At 36.8% G+C, this 1534-nt stretch carries 3 protein-coding genes; 1 reads left to right on the top strand and 2 read right to left on the bottom strand.

What is annotated here, in order from left to right; all coding sequences use genetic code 11:
- Together F6K13_RS32540 and F6K13_RS32545 are read right to left on the bottom strand one after the other, a co-directional pair.
- The coding region (locus F6K13_RS32540) for a transcriptional repressor (protein WP_287289832.1) at positions 1-206 on the bottom strand (206 nt) is incomplete at its 3' end.
- Between the two features lie 225 nt (positions 207-431).
- Positions 432-674 (bottom strand): hypothetical protein, encoded by a 243-nt coding sequence (locus tag F6K13_RS32545; protein WP_153183456.1) that lies wholly within the window; start codon positions 672-674, stop codon positions 432-434.
- 61 nt (positions 675-735) lie between these two features.
- Here F6K13_RS32545 and F6K13_RS32550 point away from each other — a divergent pair, with 61 nt between their 5' ends.
- On the top strand, positions 736-933 hold the full coding sequence (locus tag F6K13_RS32550) for a hypothetical protein (protein ID WP_124143732.1): 198 nt from the start codon (positions 736-738) through the stop codon (positions 931-933).
- Positions 934-1534: the final 601 nt, after the last annotated feature.

A 1534-nucleotide genomic window follows, 5' to 3' on the forward strand; every position in this document is an offset into this window, starting at 1 on the left:
GGGTCGCGGGCAATGGCGCGGGCGTGCAGCTCTTCGACATCGGGGTGGTCCTTTGCCTCCTCCAAAATGTCAGCAATCACCACGCGCTGCCCGGTCATGCGTAGCCCCTTCTTCGCGGAGCGTTCGATGAGTGTGTCCGGCATGTCTCCTCCCTGTTTGGCCTCTTTACCTCTAGATTTGGCTGCTGTAGAAGCTCCTTCTATCAATGGTTAATTTCTAGTTGATTGATTGAATTTTTAATTACTCAAAAAAACCCTCCCTTTGGAGGGTTTTTTTTATTTCTTTTGTGATACAACTTGAAGTACCGAATGTGGGTTATACCAAATTAATAAATATTTGCTACAAATAGCTAGGATATTTCTTAGGAGTCAACCCACCCCTAACCCCTCCCAGGAGGGTAACTCAGTCGGACTGAGTCAGAATCAATAGCTTCAATACCATTTTTCAGGTCGTAAATCATTCTTTTTGTCAAAGGACATATCATGCATTTGTCTTTTTATTCCTCTTACTATTCGTAACATTATTTTTTCACGCTTGGTATTAGATAAAATGAAAATTACTAATACAATTACAAAGCCAATATTTGTTAGTTGGGCAGCTCTGGCATTAATATTTGGGTCTTTCACTAAAGAACTAAATACACAAAATGTAACATCAGCTCCAGGAGGTAGCACAGGTTGGGAGCCTGTTTCTACTACAAATTAGTCAAATTGTGCAGCTAAAGCAGTACAGAAAATGAGCAGTTTAGTAGCAACAGGACTAATCAAAACTGTTACTGGTTCTTCTTCACGGTATGCAAGAGGGAATGCTGTTTTTAATATTGTCTGTCATAAGAATGGTAAGTATGTTAGGGTTGATATTATATGTTTTATTACTTGTCTGAATGATACTTATGACATTCGTTCCCAGATAGATAAAATGATGAAATGGTAAATTCAACCTTCATCTAAATTATTCAAAAAATCAAATTTTTTTAGAATTTAGTTTTTCCAAGGCTTCAAGTATTCTTGCTTTTAAATAACATATAAATAAGACTTAAACAAAAACACTATATGTAGTTAGTAATAAATTAAAACTATAACGTCTTATATATGTAGTGTCTAGAACTCAAAAATGGTTAAATCATGTGTACATAGGTTTTCATGTGGGTAGACCAAAGTAGCAACGTTCCATGGAATGTCCCTACTGGATTTTAGCTGTTATACCAATTTGATCAATGTTTGCTACAAATAGCTAGGGGATTTTTTCGGAGTCAGTGGTAGGGGCAAAAGGCCGTTTGCCCGTACAGGTAGGGGAGCTTTTGGTAAGGCAATGTATAGAATGAATAGCTTCGATGCCATTTCTTAGTTTATAACTTATCTTATTAGTCAAAGGGACATCTTATCGCCCTTATTATTTGTAACATTCTTTTTTCAAATTGGTATTACTTGAGGTCATCTTTGAGTTCTAGACACTACATATCTATAACGTTATAGTTTTTCAACATAGAAATCTATGAAGAAACCAGGTTTTCGGGTTCTCCTACTGAAGTCCA

Source organism: Okeania sp. SIO2B9, assembly GCF_010672505.1.
In the GTDB taxonomy this organism is placed as follows: domain Bacteria; phylum Cyanobacteriota; class Cyanobacteriia; order Cyanobacteriales; family Microcoleaceae; genus Okeania; species Okeania hirsuta.

Bases quoted from the DNA above. Each gene is read 5' to 3' on its own strand.
- F6K13_RS32550 (WP_124143732.1), top strand. From the start codon at position 736: ATGAGCAGTTTAGTAGCAACAGGACTAATCAAAACTGTTACTGGTTCT.